The sequence below is a fragment of the Flavobacterium sp. genome, from assembly GCF_027531705.1.
Lineage (GTDB): Bacteria > Bacteroidota > Bacteroidia > Flavobacteriales > Flavobacteriaceae > Flavobacterium.
Genome location: NZ_JAPZSP010000001.1, coordinates 37,238 through 59,803, shown reverse-complemented (window position 1 = coordinate 59,803; position 22,566 = coordinate 37,238). Strand labels below are relative to the sequence as shown.

Annotated in this window: 22 protein-coding genes; 7 read left to right on the top strand and 15 right to left on the bottom strand. The window is 31.6% G+C overall.

Going from position 1 to position 22,566, the window contains the following annotated elements:
- Positions 1 to 3: 3 nt before the first annotated feature.
- From O9267_RS00320 to O9267_RS00295, 6 genes are all read right to left on the bottom strand, one after another.
- Positions 4 to 330 carry a DUF6787 family protein gene (locus tag O9267_RS00320; protein ID WP_298175147.1) on the bottom strand — a complete coding sequence of 109 codons (327 nt, stop codon included), beginning with the start codon at positions 328 to 330 and terminating at the stop codon, positions 4 to 6.
- Positions 331 to 361: 31 nt separating this feature from the next.
- Positions 362 to 793, bottom strand: coding sequence for a DUF6146 family protein (locus tag O9267_RS00315; protein ID WP_298175146.1), 432 nt, complete (start codon positions 791 to 793; stop codon positions 362 to 364).
- 121 nt (positions 794 to 914) lie between these two features.
- Positions 915 to 1,475: a DUF937 domain-containing protein gene (locus O9267_RS00310; RefSeq protein WP_298175145.1), complete on the bottom strand. Its 561-nt coding sequence runs from the start codon at positions 1,473 to 1,475 to the stop codon at positions 915 to 917.
- A 67-nt stretch (positions 1,476 to 1,542) separates the two neighbouring features.
- A complete protein-coding gene (locus tag O9267_RS00305) occupies positions 1,543 to 2,496 on the bottom strand; it encodes a D-2-hydroxyacid dehydrogenase (RefSeq protein WP_298175144.1) in 954 nt (317 codons plus the stop codon).
- A gap of 72 nt (positions 2,497 to 2,568) precedes the next feature.
- Positions 2,569 to 3,639, bottom strand: a complete 1,071-nt coding sequence (serC, locus tag O9267_RS00300) for a 3-phosphoserine/phosphohydroxythreonine transaminase (protein ID WP_298175143.1) — start codon at positions 3,637 to 3,639, stop codon at positions 2,569 to 2,571.
- 133 nt (positions 3,640 to 3,772) lie between these two features.
- Positions 3,773 to 4,831 (bottom strand): acyl-CoA reductase, encoded by a 1,059-nt coding sequence (locus tag O9267_RS00295; protein WP_298175142.1) that lies wholly within the window; start codon positions 4,829 to 4,831, stop codon positions 3,773 to 3,775.
- Positions 4,832 to 4,974: 143 nt separating this feature from the next.
- On the opposite strand from O9267_RS00295, the gene O9267_RS00290 reads away from it, so the two are divergent.
- The 3 genes from O9267_RS00290 (at position 4,975) to ychF (ending at position 7,786) form a co-directional block, all read left to right on the top strand.
- A complete protein-coding gene (locus O9267_RS00290; RefSeq protein ID WP_298175141.1) occupies positions 4,975 to 5,325 on the top strand; it encodes a 4Fe-4S dicluster domain-containing protein in 351 nt (116 codons plus the stop codon).
- 110 nt (positions 5,326 to 5,435) lie between these two features.
- Positions 5,436 to 6,602, top strand: coding sequence for a hypothetical protein (locus tag O9267_RS00285; RefSeq protein ID WP_298175140.1), 1,167 nt, complete (start codon positions 5,436 to 5,438; stop codon positions 6,600 to 6,602).
- An 89-nt stretch (positions 6,603 to 6,691) separates the two neighbouring features.
- A complete protein-coding gene (ychF, locus tag O9267_RS00280; protein WP_298175139.1) occupies positions 6,692 to 7,786 on the top strand; it encodes a redox-regulated ATPase YchF in 1,095 nt (364 codons plus the stop codon).
- Between the two features lie 64 nt (positions 7,787 to 7,850).
- On the opposite strand, the gene O9267_RS00275 is transcribed toward ychF, so the two are convergent.
- A complete protein-coding gene (locus tag O9267_RS00275) occupies positions 7,851 to 8,282 on the bottom strand; it encodes a DUF3592 domain-containing protein (RefSeq protein WP_298175138.1) in 432 nt (143 codons plus the stop codon).
- A 237-nt stretch (positions 8,283 to 8,519) separates the two neighbouring features.
- On the opposite strand from O9267_RS00275, the gene O9267_RS00270 reads away from it, so the two are divergent.
- Genes O9267_RS00270 through O9267_RS00260 form a run of 3 tightly spaced genes read left to right on the top strand, consistent with a single transcriptional unit; the run spans position 8,520 to position 14,242 of the window.
- On the top strand, positions 8,520 to 10,379 hold the full coding sequence (locus O9267_RS00270; RefSeq protein ID WP_298175191.1) for a DNA topoisomerase IV subunit B: 1,860 nt from the start codon (positions 8,520 to 8,522) through the stop codon (positions 10,377 to 10,379).
- 10 nt (positions 10,380 to 10,389) lie between these two features.
- The gene (locus O9267_RS00265) at positions 10,390 to 11,493 is read left to right on the top strand and encodes a PDDEXK nuclease domain-containing protein (protein WP_298175137.1); all 1,104 of its coding nucleotides are present in this window, start codon (positions 10,390 to 10,392) and stop codon (positions 11,491 to 11,493) included.
- Between the two features lie 37 nt (positions 11,494 to 11,530).
- The gene (locus O9267_RS00260; RefSeq protein ID WP_298175136.1) at positions 11,531 to 14,242 is read left to right on the top strand and encodes a DNA gyrase/topoisomerase IV subunit A; all 2,712 of its coding nucleotides are present in this window, start codon (positions 11,531 to 11,533) and stop codon (positions 14,240 to 14,242) included.
- A gap of 56 nt (positions 14,243 to 14,298) precedes the next feature.
- Here the strand turns inward: O9267_RS00260 and O9267_RS00255 are convergent, their stop codons facing one another.
- The 3 genes from O9267_RS00255 to O9267_RS00245 are packed head-to-tail and all read right to left on the bottom strand — an operon-like array spanning position 14,299 to position 16,191.
- Positions 14,299 to 14,871 (bottom strand): hypothetical protein, encoded by a 573-nt coding sequence (locus O9267_RS00255; RefSeq protein ID WP_298175135.1) that lies wholly within the window; start codon positions 14,869 to 14,871, stop codon positions 14,299 to 14,301.
- Complete coding sequence (locus O9267_RS00250; RefSeq protein ID WP_298175134.1) at positions 14,868 to 15,353, bottom strand: RNA polymerase sigma factor; 486 nt, start codon at positions 15,351 to 15,353, stop codon at positions 14,868 to 14,870. The genes O9267_RS00255 and O9267_RS00250 overlap by 4 nt, the downstream gene beginning before the upstream one ends.
- A 1-nt stretch (position 15,354) precedes the next feature.
- A complete protein-coding gene (locus O9267_RS00245) occupies positions 15,355 to 16,191 on the bottom strand; it encodes an alpha/beta hydrolase (protein WP_298175133.1) in 837 nt (278 codons plus the stop codon).
- Between the two features lie 173 nt (positions 16,192 to 16,364).
- Here O9267_RS00245 and O9267_RS00240 point away from each other — a divergent pair, with 173 nt between their 5' ends.
- A complete protein-coding gene (locus O9267_RS00240) occupies positions 16,365 to 18,038 on the top strand; it encodes a formate--tetrahydrofolate ligase (protein WP_298175132.1) in 1,674 nt (557 codons plus the stop codon).
- A 140-nt stretch (positions 18,039 to 18,178) separates the two neighbouring features.
- On the opposite strand, the gene lgt is transcribed toward O9267_RS00240, so the two are convergent.
- From lgt to O9267_RS00215, 5 genes are read right to left on the bottom strand one after another with little or no spacing between them, the layout of a single operon-like run.
- On the bottom strand, positions 18,179 to 19,093 hold the full coding sequence (gene lgt / locus O9267_RS00235) for a prolipoprotein diacylglyceryl transferase (protein ID WP_298175131.1): 915 nt from the start codon (positions 19,091 to 19,093) through the stop codon (positions 18,179 to 18,181).
- 6 nt (positions 19,094 to 19,099) lie between these two features.
- A complete protein-coding gene (locus tag O9267_RS00230) occupies positions 19,100 to 20,032 on the bottom strand; it encodes a retroviral-like aspartic protease family protein (RefSeq protein WP_298175130.1) in 933 nt (310 codons plus the stop codon).
- A gap of 27 nt (positions 20,033 to 20,059) precedes the next feature.
- Positions 20,060 to 20,812 carry a triose-phosphate isomerase gene (gene tpiA / locus O9267_RS00225; RefSeq protein ID WP_298175129.1) on the bottom strand — a complete coding sequence of 251 codons (753 nt, stop codon included), beginning with the start codon at positions 20,810 to 20,812 and terminating at the stop codon, positions 20,060 to 20,062.
- Positions 20,812 to 21,312 (bottom strand): TlpA disulfide reductase family protein, encoded by a 501-nt coding sequence (locus O9267_RS00220; RefSeq protein ID WP_298175128.1) that lies wholly within the window; start codon positions 21,310 to 21,312, stop codon positions 20,812 to 20,814. Before O9267_RS00220 ends, tpiA begins: the two co-directional genes overlap by 1 nt.
- A gap of 57 nt (positions 21,313 to 21,369) precedes the next feature.
- Positions 21,370 to 22,485 carry a MauE/DoxX family redox-associated membrane protein gene (locus tag O9267_RS00215; protein WP_298175127.1) on the bottom strand — a complete coding sequence of 372 codons (1,116 nt, stop codon included), beginning with the start codon at positions 22,483 to 22,485 and terminating at the stop codon, positions 21,370 to 21,372.
- Positions 22,486 to 22,566 lie beyond the last annotated feature (81 nt).

The following is a 22,566-nucleotide window of genomic DNA, read 5'->3' as shown; positions in this document are numbered from 1 at the left end:
TTTTTATTTTTTGGAAAATGAATCGAAATAATCGGCAATAAAACCAAGTTTCATACTTCGTAGCATTTTCTTTTCAAATGCCCAAAAGAAGTTAAATTGTCCAAAAAGAAATCCGAATGTTACTAAAAGAACTTGGTAAAAAGGAAGAATTATTATTATATATAACGGAAAGTATAACCAAATTGAAATTGTTTCTTTTGTAATTCCAAATAATGCTAAAATTGGTTTTGCTATTAATGCAGAAGTAGAACCTGTAACGGCAAAAACGACGAAAATAATCAGCATTTGCCAATTTGAAGTGATATTCCAGCGTTCTTTAAAATTTCCCATTAGTATAAAAAGTCCAACAAATTTAATTCATTTAGTAACGCGGAACAAATCCTGAAAGCTGTTGTTTGTTAGTTAATTGAAAATAAATAAAATAATTGTAAATCAAATAATTTACTTCGTAGCCATAATGAATTGAAGAATCGTAGTTAATCTGCATTTCGTACAAATTTGTATTGTAGCGTTGTGGTTGCAAAACACGATTATTCCATTCGTTTACATATATTTGATTTCGACCTTCAAGATAACTTTCTCCGTAAAATCCACGAGGTTTTGCTTGTGTTACTAACCATGTTGAAAATCCTGGGTCAATTATAATGACTTCATATTCTAGTTCGTCATTGGCAATACGAATTGTATCAGAAACTTTTGAGGAATCATTTTCTGTTTTTTGGATTGTTTTAGAGGTTGTAGAACATCCAATAATAATGAGAAAAAGGACTAAAATTGAAAGTAGATTTTTCATCCGTTTTATTTTTTATAAAATTACTGAAAAATTATTGAATCAACTTAAATTTAATTTGCTTTTAACAAAAAAATCATCCCTGTAAAGAGATGATTTTAGTTGAATTATAAATAGTTATAAATTATTTTCCTCCAAAAAGTTTACCTAATATGCCACCAAGTCCACCAGATTTTTTAGTAACAGCAGAAATTGCATCACTCATTCCAACTTGTCCGTCGCCATCTTGGTCTAAACCAAACATGCCACCGTATTTAGAAACAGCATCCATCAATCCGCCACCGTTTCCACCAGAAATGGCACCAACTAAATCGGTTACATTAAAACCTGGTTGATTTGGATCTTTTGCTTTGTTAACTAATCCGTTTAAAACCTGTGGAATTAATCCACCAGCAACACCACCAGCAGCTTCAGGTGATAGTCCAAATTTTGAACCAAGGTTTCCTGTAACTTTTCCAGCTAATTCTTTAACTACTGGGTTATTCATATCAATTGGAGTTTTTCCTGAAAGCATTCCTGCTAAATCGCCAATATTTCCTCCAGCAACCATATCTTTTAAACCAGAAAGGATTGAACCTCCAGCTTCTTCCATTACGGCTTCATTTTGTTCATTTGGCACAGCAGGATTATTCACCACTGCTTCACCACCAAATTGTTTTACTAAGTCTGTCAATTGTTCGAACATTGTTTTGTTTTTTAATTTGTTATTAATCAAATGTATAAAATTTTGATTTATCTAAGTTGTTATATAATTATTTTTTTAATAAACCGATAATCTGCTCTGCAAGTTCTGTGCCAATTCTGTCTTGTGCTTCTAAAGTAGCCGCTCCGATATGCGGTGTCAATGAAATTCTTGGATGCATCAGAATTTGAATTTCAGGTGTTGGTTCGTTTTCAAAAACATCTAAACCAGCAAATAAAATTTTATCATTTTCTAAAGCTTCTATTAAAGCAACTTCATTAATAACGCCACCACGAGCACAATTTACAATTCCAACGTTATCTTTTAGCAATGCAATTTCTTCTTTATCAATTACATAACCTTCTTGGGCAGGAACGTGTAAAGTAATAAAGTCGGAATGTTTGAATAAATCTTCAAGTGGTTCAGTAATAATATCTACATTTATGAATTGTCCTGTGTAAAAATCAACTCTGATTTCAGCTTTACTAACAAACTTATCGGCAGCAATTACTTTCATTCCAAGTCCAAGAGCCATTTTTGCTACCGCTTGGCCAATTCTTCCAAAACCGATAATTCCTAAAGTTTTACCACGAAGTTCGATACCATTTGCGTAAGCTTTTTTCAAACCTTCAAAATTAGTATCACCTTCTAAAGGCATGTTTCTATTTGAATCGTGTAAGAAACGAACTCCAGTAAATAAATGTGCAAAAACCAATTCTGCTACACTTTCTGAAGAAGATGCTGGTGTATTGATAACATGTTTTCCGTTTGCACGAGCATATTCTACATCTATATTATCCATTCCAACGCCACCACGACCAATGATTTTTAGGTTAGGACAAGCATCGATAATATCTTTACGAACTTTGGTAGCACTTCGTACCAAAATTACATCAACATTGTTTGTATTGATGAAATTGGCAACTTGTTCTTGAGCTACTTTGGTAGTAATTACTTCAAATCCACCTTTTTCTAAAGCTTTGATTCCGCTTTTTGAAATTCCGTCGTTGGCTAATACTTTCATAATTTGGTTTATGAGTTTAATAGTTTATGAGTTTAAAAGTTAGAAAACTCAATTATAATTTATTTTTGTTTTTTATATTTTAGCTTCAAGCTCTTTCATTACATCAACCAAAACTTGTACGCTTTCCAGTGGCAAAGCATTGTACATTGAAGCACGATAACCTCCAACTGAACGATGTCCAGGCAATCCTGAAATCCCTGCTTCTTTCCACATTTTGTCAAAAATAGGAGCGTGGTTTTCATCGTTTAATAAGAAAGTAGCGTTCATGATACTTCTATCTTCAATAGCTGCAGTTCCTCTAAATAATGGGTTTCTGTCGATTTCTGTATATAATAAATTGGCTTTAGCATCATTGATTTTCTCAATTGCTGCAATTCCGCCAAGGTTTTTCAACCATTGTAATGTTAATAGTGAAGCGTAAACTGGGAAAACAGGTGGCGTATTGTACATACTTTCTGCTTTAATATGTTTTTCATAATCCAACATACTTGGGATATATCTTCCAGATTTCCCTAAAATTTCTTCTTTAACAACTACTAATGTTGTTCCTGCTGGTCCCATATTTTTTTGTGCTCCAGCATAAATCAAATCAAATTTTGAAAAATCTAAAGTTCTTGAAAAAATATCCGAACTCATATCGCAAACCACGGGAACATTTGTTTGCGGAAATGACTTCATTTGTGTTCCAAAAATGGTATTGTTGCTTGTACAATGAAAATAAGAAGCATCTTCAGGAACAGCATATCCTTTCGGAATATGATTGTAATTTTGCTCTTTTGATGAAGCTACAATTAAAGTTTCTCCAAAATGTTTGGCTTCTTTTATCGCATTACTTGCCCAAGTTCCAGTGTCTAAATAAGCTGCTTTTCCATCGGTTTTCATTAAATTATAAGGAACCATTAAGAATTCTAAACTGGCTCCACCAGCTAAAAATAAGGCTTGATATCCTTTTCCTTCTAATCCTAAAAGTTCTAAAACTAAAGCTCTTGCTTCGTCCATAACGGCTACAAAATCTTTGCTTCTGTGCGAAATTTCTAAAATGGATAAATCGGAATTATTAAAATTTAAAATGGCTTGTGCTGATTTTTCAAATACTTCTTGAGGAAGAATGCATGGTCCAGCGCTGTAGTTGTGTTTTTTCATTGTTAAGTTAATGCAAATTTAAGGCGCAAATTTCGTAAATAGCTTACGAAAAAGCGGTTAGAATTTGGCAATAATTGGACTATGTTATTAACGAAAACGTTATAGTTTATAACAATTTTTGAGAAAAATGCAATCAAATTTGCTGAAGAAATGCTAAAGTGTCAATAGTATCGGCGTAATCCCAAAGATTTGGTTTTTGAGTTTCACCAAAAGCGATGGAGTTTTCCACAATGCCTTTAGAAACAATACATTGAATTTGATCAGAATCGTTTTCTAATTGTTTTTTGATATCTTCTAAATTTTCATAATATTCATAAAAAACAGATGAAATAGGCGAAGCATAACTCGAATCTTCTTTCAAAGTTAAAAATTCGTTATCCAACAATTTGAAGTTGCTCATTAAGAAAACTGCTTTATTGTAATCGTAGTTATTGGAATATTTTTCGTAAAAAATAACATCTTTATATTCGTAAATAGCTTTAAAAAATGGTTGAAAATCATAGTTTTTTGGAACAAATAGTTTAGAAACATTGCGACAACCTAAACCAAAATACCTAAAAATATCTTCTCCAAGATTAACCAAATCTTCATGCGTTTCGTTTCCATTTAAAACGACTACAGAATTCCTGTTTTTTCTAATAATACTCGGTTTGTCTTTGAAATAAAATTCAAAATAACGTGCTGTATTATTGCTTCCAGTTGCAATTACCGCATCAAAATTTTCTAATTTTCCATCGGTAAATGTGATGTAATTTTCAATTTCAGGATTTACCGAAATTAAGTAGTTAGCTAAAAATTTAATTAAATGTTGGTCATTTGATGAAGTCTTGACCAAAACTTTATGACCAGAAATCAAAACGGACAGAAAATCATGAAACCCAACAAGTGGAATATTTCCAGCAAGAATCAATCCAACTGTTTTTGATTTCACATTAGAAAAATCGTAGGGTGAAAGCCACTTGTCTAAATTTTCTTCTGTCAATGCATTTGCCCATGAATTGATGGCAAAATAGACTTGTTCTGGTGTGAACCAACCATTGTGTGATTGTGATAATTCAATTAAATTTATAAAATCATCATAGAACAAATCATTATTTAGAACAGTTTCATTTTTAGCAGTTTTTTCATAAGAAAATTGAGTTAAAAACTTACCTAATTCAACAAAACATCTTTTTTTCTCGATTTGTAACATTTGTAACTTGTTTATGAATGGTTTTGATTGTAATTTTGCACAAAATTATGAAATAGAAATTTGGCAATAGCCAAAAGTTTAAAAAGTTATAAGTTTTTTTAAACTAATAAACTTTTAAACTAATAAACTTTTAAACATTAAAAATGGCAATTATAATAACAGACGAATGTATCAATTGCGGTGCTTGTGAACCAGAATGCCCAAATACTGCAATATATGAAGGAGCAGACGATTGGAGATATAAAGATGGAACAAAGTTGAGAGGAAAAGTAATTCTTCCAGATGGTACAGAAGTTGATGCAGATGCTGCTCAAACGCCTATTTCAGATGATTTATACTATATTGTTCCAGGAAAATGTACCGAATGTAAAGGTTTTCACGAAGAACCTCAATGTGCGGCAGTTTGCCCAGTAGATTGTTGTATTCCAGACGACAATCATGTTGAAAATGAAGAAACACTTCTTAATAGACAATCATTTTTGCACAACGAATAAAACTTTTGTTTGATTAACTTTACATTAAAAAGTGTATTTTATCGATAAAAAAATACATTTTAAAGTGTTTTTAACAAAAAAGTCCTATTTTTGTTAAAACCTTATAATAAATGAAAAGGAATTTTGCTTTATTTTTTTTATTTATTTCACTCCATTTATTTTCGCAAAGTGTCGAAAAAACTATTATTCTAAAGGATATTGATAGCAATCAACCTGTAGAAGATGCTACTGTTTATGTTGTTAAAAGTAAACAAACACTGTTAAGTAATGCTGAAGGTAAAGTAACTTTTGAACTAAAAGGCGGTTCCAATATTATTATTTCGCATACTTCTTATGTAGGATCTACGGTTAGAACTTCTATTTTAAAAGAAAAAGAAAATGTTGTTTATTTAAAAAGTAATCTGAATGATTTGGATGAAATTATCTTAAGTAAGCAACATCCCCAAAAAGTTTTAAAATCATTAATTAGAAATTCTGTTAATCAACTTATTGCACCTGCAAGACTAAAAGTGTATTCAAGAGAGTTTTTTAAGTTAAATGGAAATTATTCTTATTATACTGATGGATTGATGAATTTTCAGATTTTTAGTAAATCCAAAGATTTTAAATCTAATATTTTAGTTGAACAAAACCGATCTTTTGGTCTAGTAGAGGAAGAAATAAGTAATAATTTATTGGGTTATAATTTTAATAACATAATGGAAAATTATTATAACTTCAAATACCTAAATCCATTATTAGAACCGAAAGCTCTCAAAGATTATGATTTTTTGATAAAAGTTTATTCTTCCAATAAAGATTATTATGTAATGTCGGCAACGCCAATAGATAATGCCAAAGGTTTACTTGATGATTTCAAAATTGTGTATGATCCTGAAAAGAAAATGATAATTGAAGTTAGCTCGGTTATTTCCCCTTTTACATTAGCAAAATCTAAAGAGAAAACAGCTGTTGGTTCTAAAAATATATATAAATCAATTTTTAAAACTATTTACAGAATTGATGGTTCTGATTATTATTTGATGTCATCAAAAGAAGAAATTGGTTTTGAGCGAATTGATAAAAATAAAACGACCGAAATTGAAGTTAGAAATTATTTTGTAACCACTAATTTTAGTAATCAAAATTATAGTTTCAAAGAAAGTGATGTTTTTAAAGACAAAAATCTTTTTAATAAAAAAAATAAAATTTTAACCGATTATTGGACAGATTCAGGGCTTGTTCCAACCGATGAAGAGTTGGAAATTATTAAAAGTATCGAGCTTAGACAAGAATAAACGACTTTCAATAATAGACAATTTCCTCACCTTTTGAAACTTGGTTTTAATACGTTATATTTGCACACTTTTAAAAATAAAACCCAAAAATGAAAGCAGGAATTGTAGGATTACCAAACGTAGGAAAATCAACTTTATTTAATTGTTTATCAAATGCTAAAGCGCAAAGTGCTAACTTTCCGTTTTGTACAATAGAGCCTAATATTGGTGTGGTAAACGTTCCAGATCCACGAATTGTTCGTTTGGAAGAATTGGTAAAACCACAAGCAGTTCAAATGGCAACTGTTGATATTGTTGACATTGCAGGATTGGTAAAAGGAGCAAGTAAAGGTGAAGGTTTAGGAAATCAATTTCTTGGAAACATTAGAGAATGTAATGCTATTATCCACGTTTTGCGTTGTTTTGATAACGATAATATTGTGCATGTTGACGGAAATGTAAATCCAATTCGTGATAAAGAAACGATTGATATCGAATTACAATTAAAAGATTTAGAAACAGTTGAAAAACGTTTAGAAAAAGTAAATCGTGCAGCCAAAACTGGAAATAAAGAAGCGCAAGTTGAAAAAGCACTTTTAGATAGAATTCGTGAAGCTTTATTACAAGCAAAATCGGCTAGAACAGTTGTTCCTCAAAATCAAGATGAAGAAGAATTGATGCAAGATTTTCAATTAATTACAAATAAATCAGTACTTTATGTTTGTAACGTTGATGAAAGTTCAGCTGTAAACGGAAACAAGTATGTTGATCAAGTTCGTGAATTAGTAAAAGACGAAGAAGCTGAAGTAATCATCCTTTCAGTAGGAGCAGAAGCAGATATTACTGAATTAGAAAGCTACGAAGAAAGACAAGTTTTCTTGGAAGATATGGGACTGACTGAACCTGGTTCGGCTGTTTTAATTCGTGCAGCTTACAAATTATTGAAACTTCAAACGTATTTTACAGCTGGAGTTAAAGAAGTTCGCGCTTGGACAATTAACATTGGCGATACAGCTCCAAAAGCAGCAGGAGTAATCCACACTGATTTCGAAAAAGGCTTCATCCGTGCCGAGGTTATTGCATTTGAGGATTATTCTACATTAGGTTCTGAATCAAAATGTAAAGAAGCAGGAAAACTAAGAGTGGAAGGAAAAGAATATATTGTTAAAGATGGTGATGTGATGCATTTTAGATTCAACGTTTAGTTTTAGAAAATAGAAAAAAGAGAATAGAAAATAGACTAGCCGCAAAAGTGATTTTGCGGTTTTTTTATAGATTCATTTCAATATATCCTAACAAGCTTAAAACACTTATTAAACAAAACAAAAATCCAATTAAAAGCATAAAAATTAAGCTAAAATTATTAAAATTAGTTTCACTTTCTATTATAATTCTATTTGGAATATTTTTATCGTAAATAATAGATATTTTTTGATCAATTTTATCATTATAAGTTTTAAATATGCTTAAATCAGTAGTAGCATAATAAAATGGTTTTTCTACAAAACTTTCTCCTTCCCTTGTTTTGTATTGAATATAAGGCTGTTTGTGTCCATCACTGTCAGCTTTATAAGAAATGATTTTTCCTTCTGTGTAAGCTCCAGTTTTCTTTATGTTTTTTAAGAAAATAAAATAATCAAGACTTTTCAAAAAAATCATCAAACCAAGTAGGAGAAATGAAAGCGCAGGTTTTACAAACATAAATATTACAAATATACCAACGTAATAGTTCCAATATTTGTCAAGATATTTCATTTTCTTCTTTTCTAATTCCCAAATATATAAAATAAATCCCCAAAATTCATCCTCTATTTTCTATATTCTATTCTCTATTTTCTTACTTCAAATTGTCAAAAACATTCTTAATAACTTCTATAAAAACCATTGAAAAATCAGCTCGAAATGCACTATATTAGCACAAAATCGATACATTTTAAAATGGCTCAAGAAACACAATATAACGAAGACAATATACGCTCACTCGATTGGAAAGAACACATCCGAATGCGTCCCGGAATGTACATTGGGAAACTCGGTGACGGTTCATCTCCAGATGACGGAATTTATATTTTATTAAAAGAAGTAATCGACAATTGCATCGACGAATTCGTTATGGGTGCAGGAAAAGTGATCGAAGTAACCATCAAAGATAAATTGGTAACCGTTCGCGATTACGGTCGTGGAATTCCATTAGGAAAAGTAGTTGATGTAGTTTCCAAAATGAATACCGGTGGAAAATACGATTCTAAAGCGTTTAAAAAATCGGTTGGTTTGAATGGAGTTGGTACCAAAGCCGTGAATGCTTTGTCCAATTATTTCCGTGTGGAATCGGTTCGTGATAACCAACAAAAAGCAGCCGAATTCTCTGAAGGAAATCTTCAAGTAGAAGAGGAAGTTACCGAAACCACAAAACGTAAAGGTACAAAAGTGGCCTTCATTGCTGACGAAGTTATTTTTAAAAATTATAAATACCGAAACGAGTATATTATCAAAATGCTCAAAAATTATTGTTATCTAAATCGTGGATTAACAATATATTACAATGGTGAAAAATACCTTTCAGAATTCGGTTTAAAAGATTTATTAGAAGAAACAATTACGGAAGAAGATATGCAATATCCAATTATTCATCTTGAAGGTGAAGATATCGAAATTGCACTAACGCACAGTAAGTCACAATATTCCGAAGAATACCATTCGTTTGTAAACGGACAAAACACAACACAAGGTGGAACGCACTTAAACGCTTTTCGTGAAGCTATTGTAAAAACCATTCGTGAATATTATAACAAAGGTTTTGAAGCTTCAGATATTCGTAAATCCATTGTTTCTGCGGTTTCCATTAAAGTGGAAGAACCAGTTTTCGAATCGCAAACCAAAACCAAATTGGGTTCTAACGATGTTGGTCCGAATGGTCCGACGGTTCGTACTTTTATTCACGATTTTATAACAACCAAACTAGATAATTTTTTACATAAAAATCCAGAAGTTGCCGATTTACTTTTGCGCAAGATTTTACAAGCGGAGCGCGAACGTAAAGAACTTTCAGGAATTAGAAAATTAGCGAAAGACAGAGCAAAAAAAGCAAGTTTACACAATAAAAAATTACGCGATTGTCGTGTGCATTTAACCGATGCTAAAAATCCAAGAAGTTTAGAAAGTACACTTTTCATTACCGAAGGAGATTCGGCTTCGGGTTCGATTACCAAAAGTCGCGATGTGAATACACAAGCCGTTTTTAGTTTGCGTGGTAAACCTTTGAATTCTTACGGAATGTCGAAGAAAATTGTCTACGAAAACGAAGAATTCAATTTGCTTCAAGCGGCATTAGATATTGAAGAAAGTATCGAAGATTTACGTTACAACAATATCGTAATTGCAACCGATGCCGATGTCGATGGAATGCACATTCGTTTGTTATTGATTACCTTTTTCCTTCAATTTTTCCCAGAAATGATAAAAGAAGGACATTTGTATATTTTACAAACTCCATTATTCCGTGTTCGAAATAAAAAAGAAACCATCTATTGTTATTCTGATGAAGAACGTCGCGATGCCATAGAAAAACTAAAACCAAAACCAGAAATCACACGATTCAAAGGATTAGGAGAAATTTCGCCTGATGAGTTCAAACATTTCATTGGAGAAAGCATTAGATTAGATCCAGTAATGTTGGACAAAGCCACATCAATAGAAACGTTGTTAGAATTCTATATGGGTAAAAACACGCCAGACAGACAGATTTTCATTATCAACAACCTGAAAGTGGAATTGGATAAGGAATTAGTGGAGAAATAAATTTAGAATTTTGTCAAAAGAACTTCAAAATAAAGAGTTATTCCAACAAGTAGTTGTGTTATTGCAAAATGCACAACAACAAGTTTTGCGTACGGTAAATTCAACAATGACCTACACGTATTTCGAAATTGGAAGAATGATTGTCGAAGAGGAACAAAACGGAAAAGAACGCGCCGAATACGGAAAACAAATCCTAAAAGGACTTTCTCAACAATTGACAAATGAGTTTGGGAAAGGGTTTTCGTTAAGTAGTTTAGAGCAAATTAGAAAATTTTATTTGATTTATTCAAATTCGACTATGCTCTTACGGATATTAAATATTCAAATTCCACAGACACTGTCTACGGAATTGGATTCGCAAAAAACGCAGTCACTGTCTACGGAATTCAAAAATATTGATTTTCAAACACTTATATCTTTTTTTAAACTTACTTGGTCACATTATACTTTTCTAATGCGAATTGATGATGAAAAAGAAAGAAGTTTCTATGAAATCGAATCTGAGAAACACAATTGGAGTGTACGTGAATTAAAACGTCAATATGATTCAGCTTTGTATACACGATTGGCTTTAAGTAGAGATAAAGAAGGTGTTTTAAAATTATCAGAAGAAGGTCAGATTATTGAAAAACCAAAAGACATTATAAAAGATCCTTATATTTTAGAATTCTTAGGATTACCAGAATTACATAATTATTCTGAATCCGAATTAGAACAAGAAATAATCAATAAATTAGAACATTTTCTATTAGAATTAGGTGAAGGTTTTGCCTTTGTCGCGCGTCAAAAACGAATTACATTTGATGATAAACATTTCTACATTGATTTAGTATTTTACAATAGAGTTTTAAAAAGTTTTGTTTTAATCGATTTGAAAATTGGCGAATTAAAACATCAAGATTTAGGTCAAATGCAAATGTATGTCAACTATTATGACAGAGAAATGCGTCTTGAAGGAGAAAACAAAACCATTGGAATTGTACTTTGTCAAAACAAAAGTGATTTGGTTGTAGAATACACATTACCAGATAATAACGAACAAATTTTTGCAAGTAAATACAAAACAATTTTACCAAGCAAAGAAGATTTAATAAAATTAATTAATAGTAAATAGAAGTTAATTTAAACAGATACTGAAATATTCAGCATAAATGAAAGACGAAGAAGAAGATAACATTAACGAAGAAGAAACTAACGACGAGTTAGAATCGACCAACGACGAAATTGCTGACGAAGGCTTTGAGGACATCGTTTCTACAGGCAAAAATCACTTTTACGAAAACGACGAGAATCCAGAAGATACCATCACCAAAGTTACAGGAATGTACAAAGATTGGTTTTTGGATTATGCTTCCTACGTAATTCTCGAGCGTGCTGTGCCTGCTATTGAAGATGGTTTCAAACCAGTGCAACGTCGTATTATGCACTCGCTGAAAGAGTTGGATGATGGTCGTTACAATAAAGTGGCGAATGTCGTTGGACATACGATGCAGTATCATCCTCACGGTGATGCGAGTATTGGTGATGCGATGGTGCAAATTGGTCAGAAAGAATTACTTATAGATTGTCAAGGAAACTGGGGAAATATTCTAACAGGCGATAGCGCTGCAGCTTCGAGATATATTGAGGCACGTTTATCTAAATTCGCTTTAGAAGTTTTGTATTCTCCAAAAATTACCGATTGGGGTGTTTCTTACGATGGTCGTCGTGCTGAGCCGAACAATCTTCCTGTAAAATTCCCATTGCTTTTGGCTCAAGGTGCAGAAGGAATTGCGGTTGGACTTTCTACTAAAGTGTTGCCTCACAATTTCAACGAATTGATTGATGCTTCGATTAAAATTTTAAAAGGAAAACCTTTTACATTATATCCAGATTTTCAAACGGCAGGAATTGCTGATGTTTCTAATTATAACGATGGTTTACGTGGCGGACGTGTTCGTGTTCGTGCCAAAATATCGCAATTGGACAAGCAAACATTGGTGATTACTCAAATTCCGTTTTCAACCAATACGTCGACTTTGATTGATAGTATTTTGAAAGCCAACGAAAAAGGTAAAATCAAAATCAAGAAAATTGAAGATAATACCGCTGCAGAAGTTGAGATTCTAATTCACTTATTTCCCGGAGTTTCTCCAGATAAAACGATTGATGCTTTGTATGCTTTCACAGCGTGCGAAACATCTGTGGCACCTTTGGGCTGTGTGATTGAAGATAACAAACCTTTGTTTATTGGAGTTTCTGATATGTTGAAAATTTCGACTGAAAGAACGGTTGATTTATTGAAGAAAGAACTCGAAATTCAATTAGAAGAGCTTAAAAATAAATGGCATTTCTCGACTCTAGAAAAGATTTTCATTCGTGAAGAAATGTATATTGATTTCAAATTGTATTCTGATAGAGAATCACTTTACGAATACATGTACAAACGATTTGAGCCATTCAAAAAATCATTTGTACGGGAAATTGAAGATGAAGATTTGCAGAAATTAACCCAAATTCCGATGATTCGTATTACTCGTTTCGATTCGGATAAAGCGGATGATTTTATTGCCAAATTGGAAGACGAAATGAAAGAAGTGCAACATCATTTAGATAATCTAATTGATTTTGCAATAGATTATTTTGCCAAATTAAAAGAGAAATACGGAAAAGGTCGCGAACGTCTAACCGAATTGAGAAGTTTTGAAAATATTGAAGCTACCAAAGTGGTTTTAAGAAATACAAAATTATATGTAAACAAAGAAGAAGGTTTCTTTGGAACAGGTTTGAAAAAAGACGAATACGTTGCCGATTGTTCTGATATTGATGATGTTATCGTTTTCTTGCGCGATGGAAAAATGATGATTTCTAAAGTAGATGACAAAAAATTCGTAGGAAAAGATATCATACACATTGACGTATTTGATAAAAATGACAAGCGAACTATTTATAACATGATTTATCGTGATGGTAAAAATGGTTCAACATTTATAAAACGTTTCAATGTTTCTGGTGTTACTCGTGATAAATTTTACGATTTAACACAAGAAAAACCAGGTTCACAAGTGTTGTATTTTTCTGCCAATCCAAATGGTGAAGCTGAGGTTGTAACGATATTATTGCGTCAAGTTGGAAGTGTAAAAAAACTAAAATGGGATGTCGATTTTACCGATATTGCTATAAAAGGTCGTGCTTCTCGCGGAAATACAGTGACTAAATATCCAATTAAGAAAATCGAATTGAAGGAGAAAGGAATTTCTACTTTGCGTCCGAGAAAAGTTTGGTTTGATGATACCGTTCAAAGATTGAATGTTGATGGAAGAGGCGAGTTGTTGGGTGAATTCCGACCAAATGATCGTTTGTTAATCATCAATCAATCTGGAAAATTGAAAACCATTATTCCAGAACTGACTACGCATTTTGATGAAGATATGATTGTGCTAGAAAAATGGAATCCGAAGAAACCTATTTCTACAATATATTATGATGGAGAAAAGGAACGTTATTTCATTAAACGATTTTTGGTCGAAAACGAAAATAAAGAAGAAGTTTTCATCACCGAACACGAAAAATCACAATTAGAAATTGTTTCTACCGATTGGCGTCCAGTGGCGGAAATTATTTTTGCAAAAGTAAAAGGCGTTCAAAAAGACAATCAAACAATTGATTTAGAACAATTTATTGCGGTAAAAGGAATTAAAGCAATAGGAAATCAATTGACGACTGATAAATTAAAACAAGTCAATCTTTTGGAACCATTGCCTTATGAAGAACCAGTAGAAGAAGTTCCAGAAGAAATGGAAGTTCCAGGTGAAGATAGTGTGATCGAAGATATTCAAACCGAATTGGATGATGACGGACAAATTACTTTGTCATTAGAATAATAAAAAAGCCTTTCATTGAATATGCCCCAAAAGTTAGACACTATTTGGGGCATTTTTTAGTATTCAATATTTTTTAAGAAAGCTAAAATTTTCATTTCTTTTTTTAATTTTTTGTTTAGAAAGAACGCAAAAACTATCAGAAATCCGTAGCCGCTTATTAGAAGATAGATGAAAAAAGGTGTAGAAAATTGTTCTTGAAACGTTGGTATTAATAGCGAAAACCCAATTGTATATACTATGTAAATAATTGGCGTTGCAATAAAGTGAATACCTTTTCTCCATGTGTAAAATAATGCTGCATTTTTGCTATACTCTAATAAAGATGTTTCAATATTTAAAGTATTAAATTTTTTAACACTTATCAATTCCAAAATGATTCTTAAAATCAATGAACTAATCATCAAACCTAAACCTATTGTAAAAATAGAAACCGAGTAAATTCCTAACCAAATAAAATAACATAGTAATATTAAAGTTGTAATGCCAATTATAATAAGTGTTGCAATATGATTTAATTTTATTTTTTTTCTATGTTCCTCTGATTTTTTTATTAGTTCTGAAGCTGTTTTATTTGTATTGAAGTCATTTTGTTGGTTCCAAATATCTTGTAAATTTTCAAATGTTTTCATTGTTGTATGCATTGAGTTAAACTTTTTTTAATTCTGTGAATTCTCACTCTAAGCGTTTCTTCGCTTATTCCTACTACTTCTGATATTTTGTCGTAGTCAATTCCTTCCAAGACCATAAGGATAATCATTTTCCCAGTTTCATCTAATTTTTGGATGCATTCGTACATTTTTTTAAGTTTCACTTCTTTTTCTTCGGAATAATCATCTATTTGTAGTATCGGGAAAGAATCAGTTGAAACTTCTTTTTTAGTTTTTTCCTTCCTTAAATAAAGCAAACATGTATTTACGGTTATTCTATATATCCAAGTACTGATGCTTGATTCATTTCTAAATTGCTCAAGCTTCTCCCAAACTTTTATGAATACTTCTTGTGTAGCATCATCTGCAAAATACTCATCACCATTAAAATAACCCTTACAAAGTCGAAATACTTTTGGGTAATGCTCTTGAAAAATTTGATTGAATTGTTCTTCCTTTTTCACTTTAATTTAGTGCTAGTTTAACATTTTCGATGAACCAATCAGGTTGATCATACATTACAAAGTGAGCAGCATTTTCTGCATAAAGAATTTTAACAGTAGGTAAATTTTGATATTGCGTTGCATATGTATTTTTCACTACATCTATACCTAAACTAGTTGCTGCTAAAATTACGACAGGAATTTTAATTTTTGCAATTTCTTTTCTCAAATCTAAGTTAAGCATATCAATATAACCATGAACATATGTTTTTCTATCAGCCATATTCATCCAATTACTAATAACTTTATGTTTTTCTTTGTTTAGACACATGTAAGCAACAGATTGTGAATTCATAGTATAAAAACTGTTTTTATCCATTTGAAGTATCATTTTACTTTGTGGATTGTCATATTCAATGATTTCTCCTTTGTAGTTTGGAATCATCAAAGCAGCTGTTGCAGGTAATGCGTCAACTAAAATAGCTTTTTTAAATAATTCAGTTTCTAATGATGCCAACCAAAGACTCAAAGTTCCACCTAAACTATGCCCCAAAAGTGTTGGTTTTTTTAATTTTTTTTCTTTTACATAACTTATAATTTCATCTTTTATAGATGATAACCATGGTGTTTCAATAGGGGGTACATTTCCAAAACCTGCAAATGTAAAAATGTGACATTCATTTGTTTTTGACAATTCAGCAACAGTTTCATCCCACAATTCGCCAGTACATCCAAAACCAGGAAATAGTAAAATTGGTTCTCCTTTTCCTTTTACCGAAACAGAAAACGATTTTTGAGCTGTTGAAATTTGTGTAATTAACACAGAAACGAATACGAGTAATAATGATTTTGTTTTCATGATATTTTTTTTAAAGTTTTACTTTTGATACAGTAGTGTTTAAATTGTTACATAAAAAAATGTTTTTTTTAAATTAATGCTTGAAATGTTCATAAATACTTCTCTTTGATTTATATATTTGTATACTTAATTTTGAAAAAAAACAGATTAAATTCAAAACAAACCTCCTATAAATGTCAACATTTCCATCCGATATAGAGATTGCTCAAAATGCAACCTTAGAACACATTCGAAAAATTGCTGAAAAAGTAAATATTCAAGAAGACGATATAGAATATTACGGAAAGTATAAAGCCAAATTGCCATTAGAATTACAAGCTGAAAATCCAAAAGGGAAACTGATTTTGGTTTCTGCGATGTCGCCAACTAAATATGGTGAAGGAAAAACCACAATGACTATTGGTTTAACTGACGGTTTGAACTACATTGGTAAAAAAGCTATTGGAGTTTTGCGTGAACCATCACTTGGACCTGTTTTTGGTTTGAAAGGTGGCGCTGCAGGTGGCGGATATGCTCAAGTTGTTCCGATGGAAGATATTAATTTGCATTTTACAGGTGATTTTTCGGCTATTGAAAAAGCAAATAATTTACTTTCTGCAGTAATTGATAATAACCTTCAAAATCCAAAATATTCCTTGAACTTAGATCCAAAATCTATTGCATGGAAACGTGTGATGGACATGAATGATCGTTCGCTTCGCCAAATAATTATTGGTGTTGGAGCCAAAGCCAATGGAACAATGAGAGAAGATGGTTTCAATATTACTCCAGCTTCTGAAGTGATGGCGATTTTATGTCTTTCCAAAGATTTAGAAGATTTAAAATTCAGATTAGGCAATATTTTTGTTGGAAAAACTTTTGATGGAAAAGCGATTTTTGCTCGTGATTTGAAAGTAGTAGGAGCAATGGCAGTTTTACTTAAAGATGCTTTGAAACCTAATTTAGTGCAAACTTTAGAAGGAAATCCTGCGATACTGCACGGTGGACCTTTTGCCAGTATTGCACAAGGAACGAATACTGTAATTGCTACTAAAATGGGACTTTCTCTTGGTGATTATGTAGTTACTGAAGCAGGATTTGGTGCCGATTTAGGTGCCGAAAAATTCTTTCATATAAAATGTGGACAAAGCGGATTGAAACCTGACGCAGTGGTTTTAGTTGCAACTATTCGAGCAATTAAACATCATGCTGGATTGAGTTCAGAAGATTTTAAAACTGAAAATGTAGCTGCGATTGAAAAAGGATTTTGTAACTTAGAAAAGCACATTGAAAATATTCAGAAATTTGGGATAAATCCTGTTGTTTCTATAAATGCTTTTCCCAATGATACTCAAGCTGAATATGATAAATTGAAAGCATTATGTTTAGCAAAAGGTGTTACAGCAATTGTAAGTACAGCTTTTGTTGATGGTGGAAAAGGTTCGGCAACATTAGCTGAAAAAGTAATAGCTGAAATTAATAAAGGTGAAGCAAATTATAAACCTTTATATCAAAAAGAGGATTCGATTGAACATAAAATAAATACGATTGCCAAAGAAATTTATGGAGCAAGTTCCGTTGAGTTTTCTCCAAAATCGAAATCACAATTGAAAATGATTAATGATTTACGTTTTAATGAATTTCAGATTTGTATGGCAAAAACTCCAGCCAGTTTTTCGGATAATGAAAAGATAATAGGCCGTCCGACGGATTTCACTATTACTGTTCGTGAATTTGAAATTGCAAGTGGTGCTGGGTTTATTGTACCTTTACTTGGTGATGTTATGCGAATGCCAGGTTTGCCAGCTGTGCCTAATGCAGAGCGAATAGATATTGATAATAATGGTAAAATAACAGGGTTGTCTTAGAAATTTTGAATAAATAATCAATACAAAAACTAAATAGCCCTGATAGCAGTGAAAATAAAAATGCCTCGTTGTTCGAGGCATTTTTTATTGTAATGGATAGCAGGAATTACCATAACTGATAATACCCGAGCCATTCGCTCCTAATCTAAGTTTTTAATTGGTTTTTGTGCCATCAAAATAAAATATAGTCCAACTGCTACTAGCGGAATACTTAACCATTGACCTGTTGAAAATAACCCTAGTGATTCTTCAAATCCGCCTTGGCTTTCTTTTACATATTCTACAAAGAAACGAACGGTGAAATTAAGTACCAAAAACGAACCGAATAACAATCCTTGTTTTTTGCGAGCATCGGTTTTCCAATACATGAAAAATAGGATGGCAAACACGAAAATGTAGAAAAAAGCTTCGTAAAGTTGTGCTGGATGTTTGGCTGGAACTTCTTGTAATAAGTTGGCAAAATTTGAATCGTTAACTATTGCACTATAAGCATCATTTGCCTCAGAAATTTTGGTTTTGGCAATTGCTTCTCTTGATGAAAAATGATCTCTAACAAATCGAACTCCGAATTGAGATGTGGTTTCTTTTCCAACAATTTCAGAATTGAAAAAGTTTCCTAATCTTACGAAAATTGCACCGCTTGCTACAGGAATTACAACTCTGTCTAAAACCCAAAGCAAAGGTTTTTTCATTATATTTTTGCTAAAAAAATACATGGCAACAATAATTCCTAGAGCAGCTCCATGACTTGCCAATCCTTGAAATCCTGTAAATTCAAATTCGGGATCAAAACGAAATGGCAATAGAATTTCGGCTAAATGATTTCGATAATATTCCCAATCGTAAAAGAAAACATGACCTAATCTAGCTCCAAGTAAAGTTGCTATAAATGTCCAAATAAAAAGTGAATCTAGTTTTTCTAATGATTCTTTTTCGCGAATGAATATTTTTTTTGTGATGTACCAACCAAGTCCAAATGCGATTACAAACATTAGACTATAAAAGCGAACCGTTATTGGTCCTAAACTTATTCCTTCTGATGGATTCCAGATCATAATAGATTATTTTTTTGAAGTAGTAAGTGATTGAAGAAATTCTTCTTTTGTGTATGGTATTGGTAATTTTGATAAATTATCTTTTGGTAAAGTATATTTTAATTTTATGGTTTTATCAATATATATAAAAACCAAATTAAAAGTTGTTGTGTCATAATAGTCCATAATTGCCTTGGTTTCTTCTGAAGTATTTATAAGTTTAAATGTTTCATACATCATTTTACCAGCAACTGTTTTCTGATTTAGTTCAATTTCTTCATTATAAGCTTGGTCGTTTTTACTTTCTTTACCCATATCAATTTTAAAAGTTAATGAAACTCTAAGCTCTTTTGCTTCATTTTTTTCATTTCCTCTTACAAATCTTCTAAGATTAGCAACTAAACTATTTCTAATTGCTTGATTTGCATCGTCAATTAATTTAGTTCTTTGGCTAGCTGAAAATTCTTCATTTGTCAAATCAAATTTTATGGCTGAATAAGGTTCAACTAAGTTACCAAAAACAAAATTATTGTTTTCAATATTTACCTTTCCTAACTTTGAAAGAATTTTGGTTCCAAAAATCAATGGAATTTCTTGATCTTTAACTACTAATACATCTATGTTATTCAGAATCAAACCACCAATAGCAATTTCTTTCAAATTAAATTTCATACCAGCAGTTACTCCTTTTTTTTCAAAATCATAAAGAACTTCCATTCTTAAATCTTCTTTTAGTAAGCTGTTGTTTTTGAACAAATAATCGGCATCAATCAATGAAATTTTAACATCGTAATTTAAAGTATCAACAATAAATTTCATTGGAATTCTGTTAACAGTACATGGAAAAACAGTAATCTCTTCTGTTTTGATAGTTTGTACAGCTACAGCCGTAGAATCAGCAGTTTGTGCAAAAGAAATTGCACTTAAAAAGAATATAAATAGTAAGGAAAACTTTCTCATATTTTGAAATTTTAAAAAATAGAAATCTTAAATAGCGTTTACAATAGCAGCAAAATCATCTGCTTTTAGAGCTGCACCACCAATTAATCCTCCATCAACATCTGGTTTTCCAAAAATTTCTTTTGCATTGTCTGGTTTTACGCTTCCACCATATAAAATTGAAACGTTGTCAGCAATATCGCTTCCGTATGATTTACGAACCGTTTCTCTAATAAATTCGTGCATTTCTTGTGCTTGTTCAGGCGAAGCAGTTTCTCCTGTTCCGATAGCCCAAACTGGTTCATAAGCCAAAACGATATTTTCCCATGAAGTTTTATCTAAATGAAACAATCCGTCACGTAATTGATTTTCAACTACATTAAAATGTTGTTTGTCTTGTCTGTCTTTCAATTCTTCACCAAAGCAAAAAATTACACTCATATTATGTTTTAAAGCTGTATCAACTTTATATGAAATGATAGCATCAGTTTCACCAAAATAAGCACGACGTTCTGAATGCCCAAGAATTACAGTATTTACACCAACACTTTGTAACATGTCAGCCGAAATTTCACCAGTATAAGCACCATTTTCTGCTTGATGCATATTTTGTGCCGCAACACTAATATTAGTGAATTCTAAATGTTCTACAGCCGAAGCTAAGTTGGTAAATGTTGGTGCTACAATAATTTGAACTTCTTTATCATTTGGAAGTTTACTAATTAATTCATTCAATAAATCTTCAGTTTCTTCAGCATTTTTGTGCATTTTCCAGTTTCCTGCAACAATTTTAGTTCTCATTATTCTAGCGTTTTTAAAGTTGTATTTATTTTTTCAAAATCTGTTTCGATGGCTCTGTAGATAACTACATTTTGTTCTTTATCAATAACAATATACCTCGGAATCCAATCTAAATCTATTGATTTCCCGAATGCACCTTTCATCATTTTCTCATCATTTGCCCAAAAGTGTTCACCTTTTAACTCGTGTTTTTCTATTCCAGCTTTCCATTTATCAACCACTTTGTCCATTGAAACAAATAGGAAAACAACATTCGGATTATTGGCTTGTAATTCTTTTACTTTTGGCATTGCTTTTACACAATCGCTACACCATGATGCCCATACTTCAAGCACAATTGTTTTTCCTTTGTATTGATTTAAAACATCACCAAAACTAACTTCTTTACCTTCAAGAGTGGTTAATTTCTGTTTTTTACTTTTACTAGAAAATTGTTTTTGTGCATTGGTACACGATATCGTAGTCATAATAAGTAATAAGGCAATTGCAATATTTTTCATAATTTCTAATTTTTAACAAAGTTACTAAAGCTGTAACTTCATTTTCATAAAATTGCGTTATAATTTAGGATTTGTTTTTTTTAATTCAGTATAATCCTTTTTGATAAATTGATTGAATTCTGAACCATTAAATTTATTGTCGGTAATTCCCCAATAAAATTTAATATCGTTTCCATTCCAAAGATACTTAACGCCAGGCGTATCTTTTCCGCTACCAAGAATGGTCCAAAACGGAATAATTTCTAAAACTTGATATTGATAAGTGGCACCCGCTTTTTCAAAAAATTGAGGAATCAAATCGGCTTCTTCATTCATAAAAAGTATTGATAATGGTGGCAAACTAGGATCTTTTTTGCGCATTTCTGTTAGTTGTTTCGCAGTTTCTATACAATGTTCACAACCTGGTGCAAAAAAGCCTAGAATTTTTTTGTTTTTATCAATACTTGGAAAAAACTTAGCATAACCTGATTTTACTTTTTTAGGTTCAACAGCTTCTTTTTCAACTTTTACAGAAGTTGCAACAGAATCTTTCTTGATTTCAGTAACTGGTATTTCAGCTTTTACAGAGTCAATTTCAATTGAATTCCCATCAGTAATTGTGTCTTCAACCGTTTCTTCTATTGGGGAAACCGTAAATTTTGCTGCTGGTGGCTGAATTGGTGCCAACATATAAATTGCTAATATTGAAGCGAACAAAACAGTTGTCAATATCCAAAAGTTGTGTTTTATTGAATCAAATTTTGGCAAAATGGTGAATAAATACGCTAACAAACCAATAGCAACAAGGTTTTTGATAATTGCTTCAATTGGTGTCATTGGAATTAACTCGCCAAAGCAACCGCAATTTCCAGAATTTCCACCACTTAAAAAAGTTACATACGTCAAATGTCCAACAAAAACTGCTAAAAGTAATATTGTGGCTGGAATAATAAACTTGCGCAACCAATGATTTTGCAATAATAAAAGTCCTAAAGCCATTTCAATTCCAATCAAGGTTCTTGAAAAATAAGGTGCAATACTTTCTGAAAAACCTAATGAGTAAAGTTGTTTTACTTCAAATGTTGAAATTGCAAAATAAGGTGATGGATATAATTTGGCAATAGCCGAAATAATGAATAAAAAGGCAACAATAATTCTGATTGCCCAAGCTATGTAAGTCTTTTTGTTTTCCATAAATTTATTTTTAACAAAGGTAAAAAAGCGAATCTTTATGAGTTGTTAATGAGATGTTATTAGGTTAAATTCCAAATTACA

Excerpts from the sequence above, each read along its gene's own strand:
- O9267_RS00295 (WP_298175142.1), bottom strand. The coding sequence starts at position 4,831 with ATGTTACAAATCGAGAAAAAAAGATGTTTTGTTGAATTAGGTAAGTTT.
- O9267_RS00220 (WP_298175128.1), bottom strand. The coding sequence starts at position 21,312 with ATGAAAAATATTGCAATTGCCTTATTACTTATTATGACTACGATATCG.
- O9267_RS00215 (WP_298175127.1), bottom strand. The coding sequence starts at position 22,485 with ATGGAAAACAAAAAGACTTACATAGCTTGGGCAATCAGAATTATTGTT.
- O9267_RS00310 (WP_298175145.1), bottom strand. The coding sequence starts at position 1,475 with ATGTTCGAACAATTGACAGACTTAGTAAAACAATTTGGTGGTGAAGCA.
- O9267_RS00285 (WP_298175140.1), top strand. The coding sequence starts at position 5,436 with ATGAAAAGGAATTTTGCTTTATTTTTTTTATTTATTTCACTCCATTTA.
- serC (WP_298175143.1), bottom strand. The coding sequence starts at position 3,639 with ATGAAAAAACACAACTACAGCGCTGGACCATGCATTCTTCCTCAAGAA.
- O9267_RS00305 (WP_298175144.1), bottom strand. The coding sequence starts at position 2,496 with ATGAAAGTATTAGCCAACGACGGAATTTCAAAAAGCGGAATCAAAGCT.
- tpiA (WP_298175129.1), bottom strand. The coding sequence starts at position 20,812 with ATGAGAACTAAAATTGTTGCAGGAAACTGGAAAATGCACAAAAATGCT.
- O9267_RS00315 (WP_298175146.1), bottom strand. The coding sequence starts at position 793 with ATGAAAAATCTACTTTCAATTTTAGTCCTTTTTCTCATTATTATTGGA.
- O9267_RS00270 (WP_298175191.1), top strand. The coding sequence starts at position 8,520 with ATGGCTCAAGAAACACAATATAACGAAGACAATATACGCTCACTCGAT.
- O9267_RS00240 (WP_298175132.1), top strand. The coding sequence starts at position 16,365 with ATGTCAACATTTCCATCCGATATAGAGATTGCTCAAAATGCAACCTTA.
- O9267_RS00230 (WP_298175130.1), bottom strand. The coding sequence starts at position 20,032 with ATGAGAAAGTTTTCCTTACTATTTATATTCTTTTTAAGTGCAATTTCT.
- O9267_RS00275 (WP_298175138.1), bottom strand. The coding sequence starts at position 8,282 with ATGTTTGTAAAACCTGCGCTTTCATTTCTCCTACTTGGTTTGATGATT.
- lgt (WP_298175131.1), bottom strand. The coding sequence starts at position 19,093 with ATGATCTGGAATCCATCAGAAGGAATAAGTTTAGGACCAATAACGGTT.
- O9267_RS00255 (WP_298175135.1), bottom strand. The coding sequence starts at position 14,871 with ATGAAAACATTTGAAAATTTACAAGATATTTGGAACCAACAAAATGAC.
- O9267_RS00245 (WP_298175133.1), bottom strand. The coding sequence starts at position 16,191 with ATGAAAACAAAATCATTATTACTCGTATTCGTTTCTGTGTTAATTACA.
- ychF (WP_298175139.1), top strand. The coding sequence starts at position 6,692 with ATGAAAGCAGGAATTGTAGGATTACCAAACGTAGGAAAATCAACTTTA.
- O9267_RS00290 (WP_298175141.1), top strand. The coding sequence starts at position 4,975 with ATGGCAATTATAATAACAGACGAATGTATCAATTGCGGTGCTTGTGAA.
- O9267_RS00260 (WP_298175136.1), top strand. The coding sequence starts at position 11,531 with ATGAAAGACGAAGAAGAAGATAACATTAACGAAGAAGAAACTAACGAC.
- O9267_RS00320 (WP_298175147.1), bottom strand. The coding sequence starts at position 330 with ATGGGAAATTTTAAAGAACGCTGGAATATCACTTCAAATTGGCAAATG.